The organism is Candidatus Epulonipiscium viviparus, assembly GCF_000171335.1.
Lineage (GTDB): Bacteria > Bacillota > Clostridia > Lachnospirales > Cellulosilyticaceae > Epulonipiscioides > Epulonipiscioides viviparus.
The window spans coordinates 1-23,544 of sequence record NZ_ABEQ01000010.3 but is presented as its reverse complement, the minus strand read 5'-3'; the positions used below and the strand labels follow the sequence as shown (position 1 = coordinate 23,544).

Here is a 23,544-nt window from a genome sequence, read left to right as displayed (position 1 = left end):
TAGGAGAACTTATGAAATTTTGGAAAATGCACGGAATAGGAAATGACTATATATATTTTAATTGTTTTGAAGTGGAGATAAAAAACCCTAGGCAAGTTGCAGTCGAGTTATCGGATCGTCATTTTTCGATAGGCGGAGATGGCATAGTGTTGATTGGGCCATCTAGAGTAGCAGATGCCAAGATGAGGATGTTCAATTTAGACGGAAGCGAAGGCAAGATGTGTGGAAACGCCATCCGATGCGTTGGAAAATACCTATACGAAAATAACATCACTCGCAAAACAAATCTGAAGATAGAAACACTCAGCGGCATAAAAGACCTAACACTACAAGTAGAAAACGGGGCAGTGAACATTGTGGAAGTGGATATGGGAGCACCGATTTTGGAGCCTGCAAAGATTCCGGTTGATCTTGAGGGAGATGTTATAATCAATCATGAACTTSTTATAGAAGAAGTAGCATATAATATAACATGCGTATCGATGGGAAATCCTCACTGCGTAGTATTTGTAGACGATGTAGATGATATTGAACTGGAAAAGATCGGACCATTATTTGAGAATAACGAAATTTTTCCGGATAGAGTAAACACAGAGTTTGTACAAAAGATAAATGAAACCACATATAAAATGAGAGTGTGGGAGAGAGGCAGTGGCGAAACACTAGCCTGTGGAACGGGAGCATGCGCAGTTGCAGTAGCTTGTGTGCTAAATGGGTATGCCAAAAAGAACGAAGATATTACAATTATATTAAAAGGTGGAGAATTAAAAATCAGATATACAGATGAAACAATATTTATGACCGGAACAGCGACTAAAGCATTCTCGGGGGATGTAGAATTTAATTGCTAGAAGGGAGGGATGGCGATGTACCAAAATTTAAGAAATAGAACAATGGAGTCTCAGCAACCAGAAAATTTGATTATTACATCGAACAATATTTTGGCATTAAAAGAGTTTTTAACTTTAGARCAAGCCAGCGAGCGATTGAAAATACCAAAAGATTTGGTACGACAAATTTGGGAAAGCAATGATAATACGTTGCTTCTAAGGTATGTAGAAGAAAATACACTGGGAAATCATTTACGTTGATGTGTGCAAACTGCAGAATATTCTTTTGCAGTTTATTTTTTTGCGTTTTTCCAAAAAGGAAAATAAATGTAAAAAAATTTGACAAATTATTGACAAAATATATATTGAACGAGTAAAATTAGCAATAGAATATATTAAATAAGAGGAGCTATAGAATGGTAATAGAACAAAATTTTTTTAAAAATATACCCATAGGTTATGACATCATTTCTAAATTACTACAATTTGAAAAACAAATATTAGAGGCTCAATACCAGATTAGAGAACTGCCCCGAGGTTATGGTATATGTAAAGTTAGTAACACCAATATATTTAAGTTTAGGTTAAATAGCCGAGATAGAATCTTATTTAGTTTTATTAGAAATCAAACTAAGACCATCGATTCTATTGTATTTTTAAAATTTGTAAGCCATGATAATCAAATCAGAGAAGGACATAGCTATGATGAGCGCAGTTTAAATTTGGTTACTATTAGACAAGCACTTCAGCAAAAATATGATGAAGATGAATTAGATATTCAAATTGAAAAAATGTATACAACACATTTGGATCTGTCAACAATTCAAGGAATTGTTGTTCGTGATGAAGATTTGGTACGATTAGCAGAAGAAAACGATATCGAGTTTGTCAAATATCTGTCTGATGAGCAATACGATGTTTTGGATGCTTTGGAAAACCAGATTTTACTTATTGGGGCAGGCGGAACGGGCAAAACAGTAGTATTATTACATGTGCTGTCAATGACAAGAGCCAATAGCAAATCGTTATATCTAACATATACCGATCTATTACTAGAAAAGGCGCACAAAGATTTTCAGGTATTTAATAAGCAGGAGGGGTTAGAGTTTATGACAATACGAAAATTACTGTGTAAATTAGCCAATATAGCAGATACCCAAATGATAACCACTCGCGAGCTAAGACGTTGGCTATATCAGGAAAAATATAAATATTCAATCGTTCAGCGCAAAGAAATACATGAAATAGTTGCAGAAATCAGAGGAATTTTAACAGGATATCTGGGTCTTGAGTATAAATTTGTTAAATCTAAGATTGAGGGTAACCAGAGGTTGCTTTCGCTAGATATTTATTTGGATATGCCTGCACATTATTCGATATTTAACAAAGACGAAAAGCAAGAAATTTATAAAGTGGCGGTGGCTTTTCAAAAATGGTTAGATACTTCCAATAAATACAGCGAAAATGACGTTGCAAGAATGATTTTAACAGCAAATAACTTTGAAAAATATGACTATGTGGTAATTGATGAAATTCAAGATTTAAGCGAATTACAAATTTATTTAATTAGTAAATTGGTGCAACCGGGCGGCAAAATTGTGTGGGCCGGCGATATAAACCAAACAATATACCCAACCTTTTTTAATTTTGGTCGTCTAAAAAACTTATACTATACATATAACAAAGAGATTACAAATAAAGTTCTTACCAAAAATTTTCGTGGAACCAAACAAATTACACAGTTAATTAACAATCTCGTTGAAGAAAGGCAAAAGTATATCGGAACTTCTGCTTATGATTACGAAGAAGTCGCACTAAAAGATGGTAGCGAACCGCAAGTATTAGATTTTAAGCCGCGAGATTTTGTTCAACTGTTTAAAGAAGTGGTCGATAAGCACTATTGCGCCATTGTTGTMGCKACCGAGGCAACCAAAATGAAACTTGTAAAGTTATACCCCGGAATAGAGCATCGTATATTTTTGATTAACGAAATAAAGGGGCTTGAATATGACAACATTTATTGCTATGACCTAATGTCTGAATATATTGTTAAATGGAACGAAATTTTAAATGGCAAGTGCAAAAAAAATGACCAAATGAAGTATTACTTTAATTTGCTATATGTAGGAGTTAGCCGTGCAAAATCGAACTTATTTATTTATGAATCCAAATACGATCAATTGAAGTTTTCACCTTTAAAGAAGTGTGGAAAAATTTCTGCATATAATTTGGAGCTTGTGGCATTAACAACTAAGTCAACAGCTAAAGATTGGGCCGATGAAGCTATCCGGCTGGCACAATCTGATCAAACTAAACAATCGCAGTTGGCAAAAGAGTATGCCAAAGAAGCTGAAATTAAGGAAAAAATTATTTTAGAAGCTACTAGCAAAACTACCGAAATCGAAGAGCTTAGATTTATGGCCGAAGAAAACGATATCGAGTCTCAATATCAGCTTGGATTATGGTACACTGCAATAGGCCCCACTCAAGACTTGGAAAAATCTGTAGAATGGTTTGAAAAGGCTGCAAACGCTGGATATGCTTTGGCTCAGTATCAGCTGGGGCTCTGCTATAAAAAGGGACTGGGCACCAAAAAAAATGCGACGAAAGCTTTTTCATATTTTTTAAAAGCCGCGGAACAAGGACATGCATTAGCTCAATACCATCTTGCTATGTGTTATATAAAAAGTGACGGAGTAGAAAAAGATCTCAAATGGCATTATGGCGATGGAGCAAAGCGTGATTTACAGAATGCATTAACTTGGTATCAAAAAGCTGCTAATCAGAATGTGGTCGAGGCGCAGTATCAACTAGGCTGTTGCTACAAAAAAGGGTTAGGAGTAGAAACTGATATAGTAAAAGCACTGGAATGGTTTGAGAAAGCGGCGGCTATGAATTACGGAGAAGCCCAGCTAGTAATAGGCAATTGCTATGCGGAAGGGACAGGAGTGCCTAAGAGTCTACTTACYGCAGTAGAGTATTGGGAGAAAGCTGCCAAACAAGATAGCGTCGAGGCCATGTTTATATTGGGCGAATGTTATGAYATGGGTTGGTATGGCATAGAAAAAAATTTGTTTAGAGCCGTGGAGTTATGGGAGGCCGCAGCGGCGAAGAGATTTGCACCGGCGCAATATAGAATGGCCCTATGCTATAAAGAAGGCAGAGGAGTAGAGCGTGACTTAAAGCAATCGATGAAACTATACGAAAAAGCGGCATCTGGTGGCTATGTAAATGCGCAATACGAATTGGCTGTTATGTTCGAGAAGAAGCGAGACTTTAGAAAGGCAGCCAAATGGTATGAGAAAGCCGCRAACKCAGSACATGGAGAGTCTATGTATCGACTAGCAGTATTTTATGATGATGGAAAAGGAGTAAAAAAAGACGTAAAAAAAGCCATGGAATTATATAAAAAGGCTGCCGACCTMAAAAATTCAGCAGCTCAATTTATGCTCTCTATTAGATCTTAAAAGATTTTTTTTATTCTTGAGATAGCTTCGATAACATTTTCGCGATTTCCAAAGGCAGACATTCTAAAATATCCCTCTCCATTAGTTCCAAATCCAACTCCAGGAGTTCCAACAACGTGGGCTTCACTTAAAAGCTTGTCAAAGAAAGTCCAAGAATCCGTTTTGCATTTGAGCCATATATAAGGCGAGTTATCTCCACCTACAAGCCAAAAGCCCAGTTCAGCAAAACCGTCACGAATGATTTTTGCGTTTTCGAGATAATAGTCAATATTAGTTCGAATTTCTTTTTGACCTTGYTCACTAAATATGGCAGCAGCACCTTTTTGCACAATATATGGAACACCGTTAAATTTGGTGGTTTGTCGTCTAAGCCACAGCTTGTTTAGAGCTGTATCATTTACTTGCAGAGTGTGGGGAATTACAGTATATCCGCATCTAGTACCTGTAAAACCAGCTGTTTTGGAAAAGGAACAAAACTCTATCGCACAAGAGGAGGCGCCTTCTATTTCATAAATGCTGGTTGGCAAATTTGCGTCTCGTACAAAACACTCATACGCGCTGTCAAATAAGATGATAGAATTATTTTGGATAGCATAATCGACCCAAACTTTAAGTTGCTCTCTAGTATAGGTCGCACCAGTTGGGTTATTTGGAGAACACAAATAAATTAGATCACCACCGGAGCCATCTTCTGGCATTGGCAGAAAATTATTGTCTTCATTGCCATCTAAAAAATTAACTTTGCGCCCGGCCATAACGTTTGTATCCAGATATGCGGGATATACTGGATTTGGAATCAAGCTGGTTCCTGGGCCAAAGATATCTAAAATATTTCCGAGGTCACTCTTAGCTCCGTCACTAATAAAAATTTCGTTTAGATCTAATGAAACCCCTTTTGTTTTATAGTAGTCTTGAATGGTATTTTTCAAAAAGTCATAACCTTGTTCTGGTCCATATCCGCGAAACGTCGCTTCTTCGCCCATTTCCTGAACTGCCTCATTTATCGCAGCTACAACGCTTGGTGTTAGAGGAAGCGTTACATCGCCAATCCCTAGTCTAATTATTTTGGCATCTGGGTTAGATGAACTAAATTCGGTTACTTTTTTAGCAATAGTAGAGAAAAGATAACTTTGCTCTAAGTTTAAGAAGTTTTCATTAATTTGCATTATATATCTCCTGTCTCTCAATTTTAACATAATTAATATATCCTAATTTATCCTATTCGTCCAGCAATAAAAAATAGGAGACGCAAAACGCATCTCCTATCAGAAAGTTCCTATGTAATATGTAATTAATATGCACAAAGTYGAAAAGATAAACGATATAATAAGACAAATATCTTTTTTAATTAAAAAGTATAATCCTAGYGCTCCTATGCCGAGAAAAAATAAAGACACAGAAACAATGTTGCTAAATATTAAGAAAAAATCTATAAAAACGGTCATAAAATATGTAAGGCAAACAGTCATGAAAAAATGAAATAYGACATTATAATTTATAGGTTTACTTTTTTTGTTTTCCATAATTAAACCTCCTTTTGTATATAATATGAGGCTTGTACCAAATTTATGACAAAAACTTCAAAAAAATTCGTAAAAGGGCTTTACAAACTAAAATTGTCATGTTAGACTAATYGAGTAATTGAGACGCGGGGTGTGGCTCAGTTTGGCTAGAGCGCCTGGTTTGGGTCCAGGAGGCCGCAGGTTCGAGTCCTGTCACCCCGATATGCGCGAATGGCTCAGTGGTAGAGCATCTCCTTGCCAAGGAGAGGGTCGCGGGTTCGACTCCCGTTTCGCGCTTTTTGTTATGCGTAAAATAAAAAAAGGAAGCCCCAAAGGGCCCCCTCTACATATAATCTAGTCTAACTCTAACACTTCAGGAAAATCTCTATACAATGTTTTGCCGTATTTTAGTGTTTTTTCTCTATGCGTTTGATATAAAGCGGCTTTGCGATTTTTGGCCTCTTCTTGATCATCAACCAACAAGAAATAGTCATTGCTAGCGATTACTTCGTCTCCATTATATAATTCTACATAAATCGTAAATCTATCAAAGACTTCTCCAGAAACTACAGAGCTGATTTCAAAAAACTTTGCATTTGTATTTTCTGCCACGATAGCTATATTCTCTGTGAATGTATCCACTTTGCCATCGGAATAATTGATGCTTATTTTACATGTTAAATCTTGATACTTATTATAGGTATCGTTTAATACCCACACCCCAGCCTTAAATTCTTCGCCTGGCATAAATCGGCGTTTGCGATACTCAACTGATGGTACCAGCGGCGCGTATGCTTTGCGAACATATTCTAAGGCTTGTTTTGGTACCCCATAATAATCAACAATTTCCCATTTCATAAGAGGTCTGTTTGTAATAAAGTGACATAAAGCAACTCCGCTCATGTGAGGCTTTTTGCGTCTTATAAATTCAATCGCAAATTTATAAACTTCACCTTGCGATTTCTGTGTTGAATCAATAAAATTCTCTATACTATCATAGCATTGATCTCCAAAAATATCCATGTTAATAGCTTTTAGAATATCGATGTTTGCCATTAGGTATCCCCACGAAGGTCCTGGAGGCCATATTTCATCTGCAGGTATAAATTTTTTGAGACTCTCTAAGTTTGGTACTGCTGCGCCGCATAATTCAGGAACTATGGCACATTCGAGAAGCGGATTTGCAAAATAGTCTTCCATGGCTGTACGCCCCGCTGCGTAGTARGCCCCATTGTAATGCAAACACTCTTTTGGTTTATATCCCAGCTTTCTAGCAGGTGCCGAACTCATCATGCTCGCATCGGCATATGGAATATCTGTATAACGTTTGATATAGATTCCCACTTCTTTCATCATTCGCTTGTTATGGCTTCTAACCTGCGCCTCACTAAAAAATACTTCTTCGCCRCCCATCCAAAATATATTACAAGGATGATTTCGTCTTTCTTTAACTATTTCACCGCATTCGTGTAAAACCGCATTGACATACGGTGGATCGTCTCGCAAAACCTGAGAAGATAGAGGGAAGTTGGTCCAAGTGGTAATTCCCAACTCATCGCATATGTCATAAAAATCGTCTACTTCTGGCGGATGCCATCCGAATATTCTAAGGTTATTGAAGTTTCCATATTTAGCCAGATTTAGCAAGTGCTCATATTTCTTACGAGAGTTTCTGCCATATAAAAATGAAGGAGGGCCTCCCCAGCATCCGGAGCGCAAAAATATCGGTTTGCCATTAATAACAAATGTCCATGGAGTTTCGCATTCATCCAATGTGAAGCCAGGATTAAAGGCCATCTTAACTTCTCTAATGCCAAATCTGGTTTTTGCCGTATCTAGCAATCTACCGTTTTCGTATAYCTCCACTGTTGCATAATATAATGGCTGATCTCCCATATCCCATGGCCACCAAAGCTTCGGCTCGGGCACTCCAATGTGTGCAGTAATGTCGTTACTCCCCGGATAAAATCGTTCCGTAGTTTTTGTGACGATGTTTGTATCTTCATCGGAMACTGTAATCACAACATCGTAATCCGCGTTTGCGGCAGCCTTTAGCTCCAACGTGGCKGTTAGATCTAAAATTGCTCCTGCGTCAGTAAGCGTCGGATGCACATACAAATCCTCGATTCTAGCATTCTCATACGCTACAATTTTTACTGAGCGCCATATACCCACCGGAATAAATCCTGGYAAATAGTCTCCAGAAAAMGTATGATGCAATCCCGCGATGTTATGCAAAGTCTGCGGCGGCGGATCCAGTTTYACTACTAGATGGTTGCAACACTCGCTAGCGTTATCAGCGTCTAAATACGTTTTCAAAAGCCCTGTTACATCAAACTTGATAGGCGAATACATTCCTTCGTGTTTCCCAAGACGATGCCCGTTCAACCAAATTTCACAACTATAGTCGATGCCACCAAAAATCAGTTGTAAATCCTTCTCTTTAAAATCCTTTGGCACATTAAATCTACAAATATACCACCACTCATAGTACTGCACCCACGCTTGCTTAACCATATTTCTACCAATATAAGGATCTTCGATCACTCCCGCTCGTTGCAAATCCGAATAAACATCTCCCGGAATGGTGGCGTAGTGCCAACCGCTAAATGCAATATCGCGCTCTGGTGGAATGTCGTATAACTCTTGCTCGATTCCTTGACCAGGGTTCATTTGTTTCATATACCATGTCTGATTATCTAACACATATTCGTATCTATCCATAATAACCTCCAAACATTTTATAGGGGCAATGGCTTGCCATAACAATTATATTCGAATTATAATAGCAAGTGAGTTAGAATTAAATGATCTATTATAAAAAAAAAATGATGTCAAAACTCGGATAGGAATTTCGTATGATAAAAGCAAATAACATAGAAGATATAATGACAAATAATCCAAACTTAAATTTCAAAATATTAGTAATTAACAAYCATTTTAAAATTCGAACGACCAACGTTTCGGCCCAATGCGTAGAGCCCAATTTGCTTATTTTTTGCAAAAGCGATAAAGGATATTTTAAAATAGGTGAACAAAATTATAAAATTTCAGCCAACAGAATTATTGTGATTCCTAGCAACATCGTTCACAGAGCATATCACAATCCCAAAGATTATATTTCTGTTGTAATAATTAGGTTTTTGCCCCAGCCAAATTCCAAGCTTTTTGGCTCAAAACCATTTGTCTTTGATTTGCCTCAAACAACAGCTTTTTGGTCTATCATAGAAAACATGGTAAATTTTGCCTTAAATCATAATATTCACGAAGTAACCAATAACATTATTGCATCCAATTTGCTAAAGGCTGTGTTTTGGAATATTGTTGCAGTCCTAAAGTCAGGYCTTTCGAATGACATTACTATAAATAAAGCTATTGCTTACATCGAAAAAAATCTGTATCAATATAAATATGTAACAGTCGAAGAGCTTTTATCTCATGTCAACCTTAATCATTGTGAATTTACTAATAGATTTAAACAGGCTACCGGCAYCACTTTCAAAAGATATCTCTTCGAAAAGAAAATGCAGATAGCCAAGCAGTTAYTACTAATGGGCGAGTACTCGATCGATCAGATTGCCTATATTTTAACCTACAGCGACCGATATATATTTTCAAATCAGTTTAAACGCTGCTTTGGGGTATCTCCAGCAAAAATGAGACGAGAGGCGAGATCTAGTCAAGCGACATGCTAACCAAATATTTTGCCTATTGAAGCGCCTCAGGATCGAGCTCTGAAATGTATCCTTTGTAGAAGCCGCCCGATTGGCTCGTTGCCCATATTATTTGCGGGTCTTGTGAGTCAAATTTTAGGTCATAAATCTTGGTGGCGTTGCCAATGTTGGTGTTAGCCTTTTTCCAAGTATTCCCAAAGTTTTCAGAGATGTATACCCCGTTGTTGATGACTTTACTATCACTAGTATCGCTTGGTCGGTTGCTTACAAGAAGGCGGTTAGGATGATTTTGATCAAATTCGATGAGAGTTACGTATCTGCCTTCAAAGATTTTTTGCCATATGGTGCTTCCGTTTTTGAGAACCCAAACCCCTCCAGTTGCYGCTGTACCRGCAGGTGACCCGGTTACTGAAAAAGAGGAGGTTCCAGCTGCAATATAAAGATTGCCCAACGGATCGATGTTGATATCATTCACCTGTGTGACCGCCTTTGGCAATCCCGAAAGGAGCTYCCACGTTTCTGCTTTATCATAGGATACGTACATTCCAACGCCAGAGTTTTTGTCRCGCTCGGGGTCGGTTATTGTGCTCTTGCTATACGGCATTCCTGCATATAGAATATTAGGGTCGCGAGGGTCAAATAGCAATTGGTATGCCCACGCGTCGGTTGGGAGCCCCTCGTTTTTTTGTGCCCATGTGTATCCGCCGTCAGTAGATTTCCACACGCCTAGGTGCTCRGTTTCGGGATTTCGACCGCCAGATGTTTCGTGAAGAAGCCCATTTGAAACCGTAAACAAAATGGTSTTTGGATCACTAGGGTCGATCACCATTGTTCCCACGCTTTTGTTGTTGATATTCGCAGTTTTGCCAACAAGTGGAGACGATATGGATTCCCAKGTTTGCCCCGCATCGGTGGATCTAAAAAATTCGCCCGCACCGTGTTGGCGCATTATTGTCATATACATCGTATTGATATCGGCTGGGGAGATTGCAATGTCTGCYGCAGACTCTGGCGAGTTCGGAAGATGCTTTATATATGCAGGGTCGTTGCCTTCTCCTTTATCCACTACTTGGAAAAGGCTGTTTTCACCACTCACCAGATACATCAAGTCTGGGTCGCGAGGGTCTGTTAATATTCCTCCGCCAGGCAAATTTGATCCACCAGTTCCTGTCATCGAGCCGTCTTCTCGATACTTAACATCAGTTTGCTCCCACGTTTTTCCCCCATCAGTCGATTTCACAAGACTTCTAAACATTACAAAAACTGTACCGTCTAGTGCGATATCTAAGTCTCTCGCGCCTTGTGTCGAATATAAATCGTGATAGTAGTAGGCATCTCCTGCGTGATGGTAAGTCACGTTTGGCTTGCTAAGGTCGGCACCCTCTTGAACTTTGCCCGACTTCTCCCAATACTCTGCAGATTCGCCCCATCCATATCCGGTTCGCGTTAAAATATCCCATGTTTTTCCACCATCGGCAGTGCCCCAAACTTCGCCCAATCGCATCGATGTTGCGTGCGCTGCATTATGAGAAATATAGATTCTATCAGGATTTGTTGGGTCAATTACAATTCTATCAAATGTTGGAATGTAGTTTGTTGGGTAGTTGRGATACTCTGCCTTAATAGCATCGCGAACTTCTGTCGTATTTTTGGAAGGATATTTTTCGGTACCACTAAAATATCTGCCAATAAAGTTTGGAGTCCAATACCAAGCGTTTACAAAGTTTCCGGGATTAGTTTCGCCAGTTGGGTCTACAATTTTGATAGTTTCTTCATTGACTTCTGCTAAGTTTAACCCCAAATCTCCGGTGATGTTTTCCCAGGTCTCGCCGCCATCATAGCTGCGCATAATTCCGCCTGTTTGATCCAGACTTTTGGTTTCGTCGTTTAAGAAATAATCGATCTGGTGAATCGCCACAATCTGGATAGACTTATTTTCATGATCTATATACAATTTGAAATCATGCACTAGATCGTTTGCATCTGCGGGATCTACCAAGCCATCACCATCGATATCTAGCTTCTTAAATGAGCGGCCTCCATCCACGCTTTTGTATAGCCCATAGGATGTTCCTGCATAAACTTCTTGCGTATTAAATGGATTAAATAAGATTTGCCCAAATGTTGCCGCCCCCGGAATGCCTGTCTCGGTCAGCTTGCCCCAGGTCACTCCCTTATCGGAAGATTTATATAGCCCCGCCGCACCTATCGGATTGACCCCATGCGGCTTTGCTTTCGTATAATGATTGCGCTTAACATCCCAGTATTTTCCTGTACCTGCAAGCCAAATATTGTCGTCAGTAGGGTCAACTGCAACATCTCCAACACGGCTAGTAGGTGCGCCACCAGTTGTTAATTTGGTCCAGCTGAGCCCTTTGTTTGTAGTAAGCCACAATCCCGACCCTGCTGCAAATCCAAAATTCTCATCTTGATGCGAAAAGTCTATTCCAGAATCTCCACCCGGATTTGGATTGCTTTTAGATGACTCGTTGATATCATTCATCGATACAAAATGGTTTCCTTGATCAAATGTTACGTAGCGATTTTTCATATCAGGTAAGTTATAAAATGTGTTAGGATCTGTGGAGTGCATATGAACTCCTTCCGAGTATCCGGCATTGCCCGGTGCAAACTGTTCCCAATAAATATAATCTTCCGATGCCACAACYTCTTTATCCAGCGYCTCAAAGTATGCCTTATCAAACGAGTATATAGGGTCAATCATATTGTCCTCCGTTTTATTCACTGCCGACTTCGCCGTTTGGCCCAAAACGCGATCTTGAATTTGATCTAAAACTTCCGCAGATATCGCATCATCTGCAGTTCGCGTTCTCAAATACTCCAATTCGGCAATAGCAGCTTTCGTCTCCTCCAACGTCAACTTCCCAGCATCGTCGTCAGCAGCATAGGCAGTTGATCCCGTCGTTAACAGTAACATTGATAATACAAARTTTAATTTTTTCATAAATCCTCCTTATTATTAACACTTATTTTTTGGCTATCTYAAAATTTYTCCCTTGAAAAATCCGCTTCCATGGTGCGTCGCCCATAAAATATCTTCGCTTTGCGCATCAAATGCCAGGTCAAAAATCTGTGTAGTATTTCCGAACCCTACGTTTATTTTGCTCCATGTTTCGCCCGCATCTTCTGATAAATATACCCCATGATTTAGAAAATCCCAGTTCATCATGCTTCGCTTGACAGCAACCATCAGTCGGTCCGGGTTGTTAGAATCAATTGTGAGTAATCCGGTGTGTGGCATCTCGAAGAGCTTTTTCCATCCACCGTTTTCGGTTGTGACCCAAACTCCTCCTGCAGATACAGAGCCATACATATCGCCCGCAGCAATATAGATCTTGCCATCGGCAAACTCGACGTCAGTTACATGCGCTATTGCATCTGGAATATCTACTGCAACAAAATTTACTCCGTTATCGGTGGAGACAAATAGCCCGCCAGCTTGTTTGAGCGATGTGTTATCTGCATATAAATGTCCGTCACCCGCAGTTTTTTCGAGACCAATTGTTACAGAAGTTTGGTTCTCGCCAGTGGTGAAAATTACGTTTGCGGCGGTCATGGTGGTGCTTGTAACATCTGCAGATGCCATTACTTCGCCAGCAGGAGTGGAGACAAATAACGTTGCATTTTCTCCATCTTTTTCCATTTTGGTGCTCATTGTGAAATTATACTTTGTATTAGGCTTCAACCCGCCTACAGTTTGTTTTACGGATCCTATGCCTGCAACATCAAGAGAATCGAATCCCTCTAGCGTTTTCTTTCCAAATTTTGCGTTCCCGGTTGCAGTCCAACTGCCTATGCTACCAGCAAAGCTTCCGTTTTTGATAGAAACCGAGGCCCCCGCGGTAAGTCCAGCGTATAGCGCATTGGTTGTCGGATCAAGCTTGAGCGTGTAGATGCTTTGGTCTGAAGGCAATCCGTTGCCAATTGCGTAGTCGGCATCTGCGGGCGCTTCCCAAGTTTTGCCGCCATCAGTAGATTTATATAGCCCCACAAATTTGTGATCCTTTGCTGGAAGATTAGCTGAATTTGCATGAACAGTAGTAAGCGGAATGCCAAAGTACATGTTGTTTTCGTTTTTAGGATCGATCACAATAGGCGTTGCCCACGTGGTGTCATTGCTATTATCAGTTTTGTATATATTGGTTGCATAAGTGTCCCACGTTTCGCCACCATCCACCGACTTTAGCATCTCGCCTTTGTGAGCCTGGCGCATTACTAGCATAAACATAACGCTCGGGTCTGATGGTAGATAGGCAAGAGACATCGGAGAGTGCGGAGTGTCATACACATGAGACACAGTTGCTCTTCCATCKACTTCTGGGTGCGCTTTGCTATCTAATTTAAATAGCTTATTTTCACCAGATACAAAAAACATTTGCTCTGGATTTTCGGGATGCTGTACGATCTGGCTTCCTGGTAAATTTGATCCACCAGTTCCTGTCATAGAGCCGGTAGAAGTGTACTGAACATCAGTTTGTTCCCAAGTTTGGCCACCATCAGTTGATTTCGTTAGTGCACGGAACATCGCATATACATCGCCGTTTGGCGCAATGTCGAGGTCTCTAGCAGATTGGGTGCTGTATAATTCTTCATAATAGTCGCGTTGCATATGATGGCTAGTTGTATTAGGTGCAGATAAGTCGGTACCTGCAGCTATTTTTCCAGAATTTTCCCAGAAACCAGCAGAAATGGACCAGCCCTCGCCTATCCTTGTTGCTATATCCCAAGTATCTCCCCCATCTTTGGTCATCCACACATCGCCAACAAACATCGACGCCGCATGAGTGGAGTTATGCGAAATATAAATATTGTTAGGATTGGTAGGATCAACAACAATTCTGTCAAATCCTTGAATTAAGTTGGTTGGAATGTTTGGATACTCTTTTCTAAATTCTGTACCATTTTTAAAATACGGAGCGCCTTTAAAATATTTGCCAAACGCCCTGCCACTGGAATAGAGCCACATAGATACAAAGTTGGTCTTATGCCCKGCGGCAGTGATATCAGGATTAGATACTAATTCTTCGTTTAGCGCCGCAAAGTCCATTCCAAGATCGCCAGTTATATTAATCCACGTTTCGCCAAGGTCCAAACTTTTTACGATCCCTCCAACAGAATCTACGCTTTGCGCATTGGGAACGTATCGAATTTGGTTAATAGCGTAGAGCTCAACTTGCTTTGTAGTAGGATTTACAATAAGTTTCATATCACGCACAAGATCTTTATCCACACCGTTTTCTTCTTCTATTGTCTCTATTTTTTTATATGTTAGACCAGCATCAGTAGATTTATAGAGCCCATAACTTGTGTGTGCAAATACGATATCGCTATCGTCTGGATTTACATAGAAGCCGCCATATTCTGCCTTTGCGGGAAGCCCAGAGGATGGATTTGGAATGTAGGTCCAAGTTTTGCCTGCATCAGTGGTTTTAAAGTAWCGACCAGCGTTCATCGGCTTGTTGCCATGAGGGCTATTCCAGTCTACATAATTTCCCTTTACATCCCAGAAAATTCCCGAGCCGGCATACCAAACTTGATCATTATTCGGGTCCACACCAACTGCCGAAAGCGTGAAATTGGCCATATTCGCATCTGCAGTTGGTTGGCGATCAAAAGCCAAATCAACTTCGATTCTATCCCAGCTTTCACCTTTATTGTATGTAACAAACATTCCGGTTCGAGTTGCTGCCATCCCGAAATCTGGATTTTGTCTTGAAAAATCTACGCTATATACTCTAGAGACTTGGTCATTATTTAGGGATCGATAATCTTCATCTAATACCGATAACCAGGTTGCTCCGGCATCAGTGGAGCGATACGAATTAAACATATCGGGAAAATTGAAAATTACGTTAGGGTCTGTTGGATGAGTGAATACTGCTTCTGAATACCCGGCGCTTCCAGGGCCAAATTGCGTCCACGTTACAAATTCTTCAGATTGAACAATTTCGGTATTTAGAGTTTTAAAATAATCGTTGAGCGGCTCGTGGTTTAACGTATTTGCCATTGTGGCGAAGGGAGATAACGATAGGGTGRTAACCATTATGGTTAGGATTTTATTAAATTTCATGATGCTCTCCTTTATAATTCAATATATTTTGAAACGAAACCAATATATAAAGGAGTATATAGTACGTTGGATGCTTTGTCAATAAAAATATTAAASTACGAAATAACTTTATACAAATTATATATATTTTTCTAGAATTTATTTTATATTCGAACAATATTTTGGGAAAAAATGAAAAATTCCCTCCAAAATGAAGGGAGGGGTAAGTAATTTAATTCGCTGTAATTAGTTCAACTTCCACGCCAATCACAGGTGCGACTGTTTCTCCAAGTATCAATTTGACCGCGGTATCAACGGCTATTTCTCCCATTAGGCTCGGTTTTTGTTGAACTGTAGTTAACATTGTCCCCCTGTTTACCGCTTCAATAGCGTCATCTGTTGCGTCAAAACCCACTATTTGAATATTCGTTCCTCGCACAGCCTCTATAGCACCTAAGGCCATTTCGTCATTATGAGCAAATATGCCTTGCAAATCTCCGTTGGCTTGCAAAATATTTTCTGTTACACTAAGCCCCTCGGCACGATTAAAGTTAGCGCTTTGCGATGCCACAACGTCTAAAGAATTATCTGCAATGTTGTGAAAGCCTTTTCCTCTATCAATTGCGGCGGAGGAGCCTTCAATGCCTTTCAATTCTGCGACTTTAGCATTTTCTCCTAGCGCATCTAATAAATATTGCGTTGCCATTTCGGCGCCCAGTACGTTATCTGATGCGATCGCCACATCAACAGTTTGCCCTATTACACCTCGATCAACAGAAATCGTTTTAATCCCGTTATTAATAACATCTCCAACAATCGGAGCAACTGCGTTTGAGTCTACCGGATTTACTATTAATACATCAATATTTTTGGACATCAGGTCTTCGATATTATTTACTTGCTTAGCTATATCATCTCCAGCATCTACTACTAGCAATTCAACGTCTAATTCCTCCGCTTTTTTCTCTGCCCCTTCTACCAAAGATACAAAAAACGGATTATTAAGAGTTGATACTGCAAAGCCAATTCTGCTTATACCATCGTTGATATTTGTATTGATTGTACTAGTTTCAACCCCGGTGGAGCACCCCGCTAGTACCGCACATGCCATACTCACTATAAATACTTTTGCCAATTTTTTCATAATTTCATCTCCTTTATTAACGTGTTTTATCTGATAACACCGCGATCAAAATAACGATTCCTTTTATAACATCTTGATAATAAGACGATACGTTGATAATATTTAAGCCATTATTTAATATTGCAATAATCAGTACCCCTATTAAAGTTCCAAATATTTTGCCGCGTCCACCACTCAAACTTGTTCCGCCAAGGGCCACAGCCGCGATAGCATCTAGTTCGTAGCCGGAGCCCAACGTTGGTTGCGCTGACCCAAGTCTAGACAATAAAATTAATCCTGATAACGCAGCAAAAAATCCCGACATTGCGTAAACGGTTAGTTTAGTTTTATTAATATTTACGCCAGCTATTGCCGCGGCTTTAGCATTGCTTCCTACCGCATATACCTTTCGACCAAACACTGTATTATGTAACAAAAAATATAGTACGATAAACGATGCCACCAAAATAATAATCGGCATAGGTATACTCAAGATCGAGCCTCTTCCTATCATACTTAAAACATGGGTACTAAACATATCACCTTCTGTTAAATTCGAAATTGGTTTTCCATCAGATAATATAAATGTCAAACCACTATATGCGGTCATTGTAATTAACGTCGCGATAAAAGGTTGTAATCGGCCCCTTGTAACCATCAGTCCATTTATGGCTCCGAGTAAAGTTCCAGCCAGCAACGCCACCAGCAACGCAATAGGTGCAGTAATTCCCATCACCAGCAATTGTGCGCATATTGTAACACTTAAAGCCAAAATAGATCCAACCGATAAATCTATTCCTCCGGTTAATATAACTAATGTCATTCCAAAAGCAATTAATCCATTGTTGGCTGATTGCCTTAARACAGAAATTATATTATCCAAGCTTCTAAAATCTGGGCTAATAACTCCCAAAATTGTTACTAGTAAGACTAATGCAATTAAGTTATTAATCTCATTTTTTGATTTTATCATAATTTCCTCCATTTTTAAGTTTACCACCTGTTGCTAATGTCATAATATTTTCCTCCGTTGCGCTATCACGAGGGATAATTCCTGCCACTATTCCTTGACAAACAACCAATACCCTGTCGCTCATACCTATAATTTCTGACAACTCAGACGAAATCATAATAATAGCTACTCCTGTTTTGGTAAGCTCATTCATAATAGCATAAATTTCTTGTTTTGCACCTATATCCACTCCACGTGTCGGCTCATCTAATATCAAAATTTTAGGATTGGTAGCTACCCATTTTGCAAATACTACTTTTTGTTGATTTCCTCCCGATAAAGTACCTGTTAATTGTTCAATTTCAAAACAGCGAACTTTAAAGTCGTCAACCCCGGCAGTCGCTAATGCTTTTTCGTCCTCCATATTAAGGATTCCAAATTTATTGGAGATTTGCTTTAAATTTGTTAATCCAATGTTCTCTTTTATAGAATAGTCTAGCAACAAGCCTTCGGTTTTTCTGTCTTCGGTAATAAAACCAATTCCCAACTGTTTTGCGACGCACGGATCGGTGATTTTAACTTTTTGGCCCTCGACATATATTTCGCCAGACTCCAGTTTCAACATGCCAAAAATTGCCTGCGCTATCTCGGTGCGCCCAGCTCCCATCAAGCCCGATATCCCTAATATTTCACCTTTATTAACACTAAAAGATACGTTTTTAAACACATCCCTTTTGCTAAGTTCTCTAACTTCTAGCGCTACCTCGTTTATAATATTACAGTTTTTGGGAAATCTATCACCTATTTCGCGACCAATCATCATTTTAACTATTTCGGACATACTAGAACTTGCAACATCTCGAACCCCTATATATTCTCCGTCTCGTAAAACAGTAATTTTATCACATATGGAAAAAATCTCTTCCATTCTGTGAGAAATATATATGATAGATACCCCCTGATTTTTTAAAGTATTTATAACAGCAAATAAGCTTTTTGTTTCTGCTAATGTAAGCGCGGCGGTTGGCTCATCCATAATAATTACTTGTGCGTCGGTCATTAGTGCCCTAGCGATTTCAACCATCTGCTGTTTGCCAACAGATAAATCTCCAATCCTCGCATCAACCGATATATCTGTAATATCTAATTGAAATAAAACTCCTTGAGCGATTTTTTTCATGGCATACTTATCTAATATCCCAAATTTATTAACAATTTCTTTGCCGAGAAACATATTTTCTTCAACACTGAGGTCGGCCAATACATTTAGTTCTTGATGAATAAATACTATCCCAGCTTTTTCGGCCTCTCTAGGATGTTTGTAGGAAACGGATTTGTTGTTAACATATATTTCGCCAGCATCAAAGGTATAAAGTCCTGTTAGTATCTTCATAAGTGTAGATTTTCCAGCACCATTTTCGCCCATCAAGGCATGTATTTCACCATCTAAGATTTCAAACGAAGCCTTTTTTAACACTTGGTTAGCTCCAAAATTTTTTTTTATATCAGAAAGTTTAATATGCATATTCCAACAACTCCTATTTTCATATAAATTTCCTCTCTATATTCAAAATATTTCAAACTCTAGATAATATATGTTAAATATTAAACAAGTATACGCAAATTTTTGTTGTCTTTGTAGGCCAAAAAAAGCCCCTCCAAAACGAAGGGGGGGGGTACGCTGTTTTTTATTGCGTTAGTAAGTTCCAAAATCTACTTCCTTTAGTTACAAATTGCATCCGCGTAAAGTTAACGGCTACATTTTTAATAGATCTAAGCGATGGTGGAAGCGACACAAACTTTAGGTTATTGCATTGATAGAATGTTTTGTTTCCGATAGAATATATATCATTTAACAGTTGCACCTGCGACAAATTACTACACTCAGCGAAAGAGCTATTGCCAACAGTGACATTATATCCTGATATAACAATGCGTTCTAACCCGGAGCATCTATAAAATGAATGATCTGCTATTGTACTCACATTCTCCGGAATATACAAAGATTCTAAAGTTTTGCATGCCGCAAAGGCGTATATTCCTATATTCATCACCATTTTGGGAATCTCTATATCAATCAAATTACTACATATCGCAAATGCAAACTCACCTATTTCCATAAGATCTTCAGGAAGCTTTACGCTTATCAATTTGGAGCACAGAGCAAAGGCGCAGCTGGGGATAACTGTTAAAGATTGAGAAAGCTCGAGATGTACAAGATTAATGCACCCGTAAAATGATTCCACTCCTATATCCATCACACTATTCGATATTTTGACAGTGGTTAATTCACTACAATACTTAAATGCCTGCTTGCCTATTGTTGATACTCCATCCGGAATGTCAATTTTAACCAATTTACTACATTTAAAAAACGCCTTCTCGCCTATAGTTTGCAGTGTTTCAGGAAATACAACATCTGTTATGTAATCGCATTCATAAAATGCTTTGTCGGCTATCGCCACAACTCCATCGGGAATACACACTTGCGATGATTTGCCGCAATACTTTTTCAAAACTTTGTTAGAAATTATAAATATGTTTTTATTATAATTAGCCAGATTACAACTAGGTTTTTTAGCAAAAACAACTTTAGTGTCTGGCTCAATTTTTTGACCAAACTTTGCAGTCACAAAGCAGTTAACAATTTTTGTCGCAACAGCCGGTTGCCATTTGCCAGTATTCACTAGATCGTCGAYAATGGAGGCGATGGCGTTATGATCATTTGCAGACAAAACTTTTCGAACAACTTTTGATGCCACGGCGTGGTCTATTGCCAGTGATAATATCATTTGATCAGTGCCATCTATCTTTGCATTTAAAAGAGTCTTTAATTTGACACTGTCCACAAAAACTGCTGCCCCGTATTGTAAATATATATATCTCAATATTTTTTCTGATGTACTCATATGTTTCTCCTTCTTCAACTAATTTCCCATTGTAGCCCGGGGAAATATATTAACGTATATAAAATATTTTTGCTATACCTGAAGATGTCACATTATACCATGCATTTAATATTGTTGCAACATATTTCGAATATTTATACTGTGTTCATTATTTTATTTATCAGCGCAACTAAATTACTCTCCGCTATTAACCGATCATCACCGATAACTCGACCTGCTTCTGCCCACAACGCCGATACGCCGACAACATCCGCATCTCCTAGAGTTTTTGAAATATCCGACAACACATCGTCGAGATTCTCTTCTTCATCATCAATTTCGTCTATTCGATTCACAACAATAGTGGGTTTTATATGCAAGTTCCGAATTGCTCTAACTTCTGTTCTAGATGCGCCTCGAGCCGCGCCAAGCACCCACACAATCGCATCGGCATTTTTGACGAATTTTTTGGTAATTGAAATGTGATTCGCATTGTCAACGTTCAACCCCGGAGTATCAACCAGAGTTATATTTCGTAACAACGGATGATCTACAAATATTTCTACAGTTTGAATAATTTTTCGAAGCGCAACCCCCTCGTCACCCTCCGCTGTCAATGCGTGAAAATCTAATTCGGAAAATTCACGAACAGTTTTGTCAACAAAAGTGGCAAGAACCCGCCTCGTTACGCCATAAGAAATGAGCGTAATTATGGCCGTTGTCGGAGTTACGGCAGACTTCAAAATCGGCTCACCCAGTAACGCATTAATTAGGGAAGATTTACCAGTTTTAAACTCTCCCATCACCAAAACCAGCTTTCTCGACGACGCAACTCTCGCTGATGCCGTCCCATGATCTGTCGCAACTCTAGCTGATGCCGCCCCATGATCTGCCGCAACTCTAGCTGATGCCGCCCCATGATCTGCCGCAACTCTAGCTGATGCTACCTCATGATTTGCCGCAACTCTAGCTGATGCCGCCCCATGATCTGCCGCAACTCCCGATGATGCCGTCCCATGATCTGCCGCAACTCTAGCTGATGCTACCCCATGATCTGTCGCAACTCTAGCTGATGCTACCCCATGATCTGCCGTAACTCCCGATGATGCCGTCCCATGATCTGCCGCAACTCTAGCTGATACCGCCTCATGATTTGCCGCAACTCTAGCTGATGCCGCCCCATGATTTATCGCAACTCCCGATGATGCCGCCCCATGATCTGCCGCAACTCTAGCTGATGCCGTCCCATGATCTGCTGCAACTCTCGCTGATGCTACCTCATGATTTGCCGCAACTCCCGCTGATGCCGCTCCATGATCTGCCGCAACTCTAGCTGATGCCGCCCCATGATCTGCCGCAACTCTCGCTGATGCCGTCCCATGATCTGCCGCAACTCTAGCTGATGCCGCCCCATGATCTGCCGCAACTCCCGATGATGCCGTCCCATGATCTGCCGCAACTCTAGCTGATGCCACCCCATGATCTGCCGCAACTCCCGATGATGCTACCCCATGATCTGCCGCAACTCTAGCTGATGCCGTCCCATGATCTGCCGCAACTCCCGATGATGCCGTCCCATGATCTGCCGCAACTCCCGATGATGCCGCCCCATGATCTGCCGCAACTCTAGCTGATGCTACCTCATGATTAGCCGCAACTCTAGCTGATGCTACCCCATGATCTGCCGCAACTCCCGCTGATGCCACCCCATGATCTGCCGCAACTCTAGCTGATGCCGTCCCATGATCTGCCGCAACTCCCGATGATGCTACCCCATGATCTGCCGCAACTCTAGCTGATGCCGCCCCATGATCTGCCGCAACTCCCGATGATGCTACCCCATGATCTGCCGCAACTCTAGCTGATGCCGTCCCATGATCTGCCGCAACTCTCGCTGGTGCCGTCCCATGATCTGCCGCAACTCTAGCTGATGCCGTCCCATGATCTGCCGCAACTCTAGCTGATGCCGCCCCATGATCTGCCGCAACTCCCGATGATGCCGCCCCATGATCTGCCGCAACTCCCGATGATGCTACCTCATGATTAGCCGCAACTCTAGCTGATGCTACCCCATGATCTGCCGCAACTCTAGCTGATGCCGCCCCATGATCTGCCGCAACTCTCGCTGATGCCTCCCCATGATTTGTCGCAACTCTAGCTGATGCTACCTCATGATTAGCCGCAACTCTAGCTGATGCCGCCCCATGATCTGCCGCAACTCTAGCTGATGCCTCCCCATGATCTGCCGCAACTCTCGCTGATGCCGTCTCATGATTTGCCGCAACTCTAGCTGATGCCTCCCCATGATCTGTCGCAACTCTAGCTGATGCCGCCCCATGATCTGTCGCAACTCTAGCTGATGCCGCCCCATGATCTGTCGCAACTCCCGCTGATGCCGTCTCATGATTTGACGCAACTCTAGCTGATGCCGCCCCATGATCTGCCGCAACTCCCGATGATGCCACCCCATGATCTGCCGTAACTCTCGCTGATGCTGCCCCATGATTTGTCACAACTCCCGATGATGCCGCCTCATGATCTGCCGCAACTCTAGCTGATGCCGCCCCATGATCTGCCGCAACTCTAGCTGATGCTACCCCATGATCTGCCGCAACTCTAGCTGATGCCGCCCCATGATCTGCTGCAATTCTCGATATTTCAGCTGCTCCACCCGTCGCGATCAGTTTTGCGTTTCTGGTTTGTATTAAAATCCCCCCTTCTATATAACATTTTGACGTTAGCGCGTTTTGGATATTTCGGTTACTCGATGTCGCGGATAAATATATGATTATGGCACCGTTGATCATGGTTGTTATTGTTTCTACTAAATTATCGAACGCCTGCTTAAACACCCCATAATGCTTTGCTGCCATCATGATTCCTATCAATAAAAGTATTAGCATTATTGGATTTTCCAATTATATCACCTCGAGTTGCGATAATTTATAGGTCAATATTTGAATGTCCTTTTCGAGCTCCATTCTCGCAGTTGCGTTTTGTTTCAAATTTACATCGCATTCTGTTTTGTATGTCTTCAA

The 23,544-nt window shown here is 40.5% G+C and carries 13 protein-coding genes and 2 tRNA genes; 6 read left to right on the top strand and 9 right to left on the bottom strand.

Annotated features, from left to right (window positions below):
• The first annotated feature begins 11 nt into the window (after nt 1-11).
• The 3 genes from dapF to EPU_RS12595 all read left to right on the top strand — a co-directional run bounded on the left by dapF (nt 12) and on the right by EPU_RS12595 (nt 4,297).
• On the top strand, nt 12-851 hold the full coding sequence (dapF, locus tag EPU_RS02535) for a diaminopimelate epimerase (RefSeq protein ID WP_010166469.1): 840 nt from the start codon (nt 12-14) through the stop codon (nt 849-851).
• A 15-nt stretch (nt 852-866) separates the two neighbouring features.
• Nucleotides 867-1,091, top strand: a complete 225-nt coding sequence (locus tag EPU_RS02530) for a hypothetical protein (RefSeq protein WP_029487866.1) — start codon at nt 867-869, stop codon at nt 1,089-1,091.
• 155 nt (nt 1,092-1,246) lie between these two features.
• On the top strand, nt 1,247-4,297 hold the full coding sequence (locus EPU_RS12595) for an AAA family ATPase (protein ID WP_052296445.1): 3,051 nt from the start codon (nt 1,247-1,249) through the stop codon (nt 4,295-4,297).
• Here the strand turns inward: EPU_RS12595 and EPU_RS02520 are convergent.
• Nucleotides 4,294-5,463 (bottom strand): LL-diaminopimelate aminotransferase, encoded by a 1,170-nt coding sequence (locus EPU_RS02520; protein ID WP_029487865.1) that lies wholly within the window; start codon nt 5,461-5,463, stop codon nt 4,294-4,296. The two genes, EPU_RS12595 and EPU_RS02520, sit on opposite strands and share 4 nt — an antisense overlap.
• Nucleotides 5,464-5,946: 483 nt before the next feature.
• Here EPU_RS02520 and EPU_RS02510 point away from each other — a divergent pair.
• Together EPU_RS02510 and EPU_RS02505 are read left to right on the top strand one after the other, a co-directional pair.
• Nucleotides 5,947-6,021: transfer RNA gene (locus EPU_RS02510), tRNA-Pro, on the top strand.
• 3 nt (nt 6,022-6,024) lie between these two features.
• Nucleotides 6,025-6,096, top strand: a tRNA-Gly gene (locus EPU_RS02505).
• A gap of 57 nt (nt 6,097-6,153) precedes the next feature.
• Here EPU_RS02505 and EPU_RS02500 read toward each other — a convergent pair.
• Nucleotides 6,154-8,523: a glycoside hydrolase family 2 protein gene (locus EPU_RS02500; RefSeq protein ID WP_029487864.1), complete on the bottom strand. Its 2,370-nt coding sequence runs from the start codon at nt 8,521-8,523 to the stop codon at nt 6,154-6,156.
• A gap of 134 nt (nt 8,524-8,657) precedes the next feature.
• Between EPU_RS02500 and EPU_RS02495 the strand changes: the two genes are divergently transcribed.
• Nucleotides 8,658-9,494 (top strand): AraC family transcriptional regulator, encoded by an 837-nt coding sequence (locus tag EPU_RS02495; protein ID WP_029487863.1) that lies wholly within the window; start codon nt 8,658-8,660, stop codon nt 9,492-9,494.
• Between the two features lie 13 nt (nt 9,495-9,507).
• Here the strand turns inward: EPU_RS02495 and EPU_RS02490 are convergent, their stop codons facing one another.
• The 7 genes from EPU_RS02490 to EPU_RS02460 form a co-directional block, all read right to left on the bottom strand.
• Nucleotides 9,508-12,438, bottom strand: coding sequence for a hypothetical protein (locus EPU_RS02490; protein WP_029487862.1), 2,931 nt, complete (start codon nt 12,436-12,438; stop codon nt 9,508-9,510).
• Between the two features lie 33 nt (nt 12,439-12,471).
• Complete coding sequence (locus tag EPU_RS02485; RefSeq protein WP_029487861.1) at nt 12,472-15,564, bottom strand: beta propeller repeat protein; 3,093 nt, start codon at nt 15,562-15,564, stop codon at nt 12,472-12,474.
• Nucleotides 15,565-15,775: 211 nt separating this feature from the next.
• A complete protein-coding gene (locus EPU_RS02480; RefSeq protein WP_010166455.1) occupies nt 15,776-16,687 on the bottom strand; it encodes a substrate-binding domain-containing protein in 912 nt (303 codons plus the stop codon).
• 16 nt (nt 16,688-16,703) lie between these two features.
• Complete coding sequence (locus EPU_RS02475; protein ID WP_029487860.1) at nt 16,704-17,639, bottom strand: ABC transporter permease; 936 nt, start codon at nt 17,637-17,639, stop codon at nt 16,704-16,706.
• The gene (locus EPU_RS02470; protein WP_010166451.1) at nt 17,620-19,143 is read right to left on the bottom strand and encodes a sugar ABC transporter ATP-binding protein; all 1,524 of its coding nucleotides are present in this window, start codon (nt 19,141-19,143) and stop codon (nt 17,620-17,622) included. Before EPU_RS02470 ends, EPU_RS02475 begins: the two co-directional genes overlap by 20 nt.
• A 163-nt stretch (nt 19,144-19,306) precedes the next feature.
• Nucleotides 19,307-20,527 (bottom strand): leucine-rich repeat domain-containing protein, encoded by a 1,221-nt coding sequence (locus EPU_RS02465; RefSeq protein WP_010166449.1) that lies wholly within the window; start codon nt 20,525-20,527, stop codon nt 19,307-19,309.
• A 134-nt stretch (nt 20,528-20,661) separates the two neighbouring features.
• Nucleotides 20,662-23,424, bottom strand: coding sequence for a dynamin family protein (locus EPU_RS02460; protein ID WP_010166447.1), 2,763 nt, complete (start codon nt 23,422-23,424; stop codon nt 20,662-20,664).
• Nucleotides 23,425-23,544: the final 120 nt, after the last annotated feature.